The sequence below is a fragment of the Streptomyces sp. AC558_RSS880 genome (assembly GCF_019049255.1).
GTDB lineage: Bacteria > Actinomycetota > Actinomycetes > Streptomycetales > Streptomycetaceae > Streptomyces.
The window spans coordinates 1-227 of sequence record NZ_JAGMUJ010000229.1; the positions used below are offsets into that span (position 1 = coordinate 1).

Genomic DNA, 227 nt, shown 5'->3' on the forward strand with positions numbered 1-227 from the left:
GTCGACCTGCGACAGGTGGGCGTACTGGGAGTACGTGCCGTTGCCGTGCTTGATGACGACGGCGTTGCCGTAGGCGGGGCCGTCACCGGCGCCGTTGGGGCCGGCCTTGACGACGGTGCCGCCGTGTGTGGCCATCACCGGGGTGCCGGTGGGGACGGCGTAGTCCTGACCGCTGTGCTTGGACGCCCACATGCCGCCGTTCTGGGCGAAGCTCGCGGACAGCTTGT

The 227-nt window shown here is 70.0% G+C and carries 1 protein-coding gene; it reads right to left on the bottom strand.

The annotated features are described in order from the left end of the window. A partial coding sequence (locus tag KUM38_RS43965; protein ID WP_217137313.1) for a M23 family metallopeptidase occupies positions 1 to 227 on the bottom strand: 227 nt, incomplete at both ends.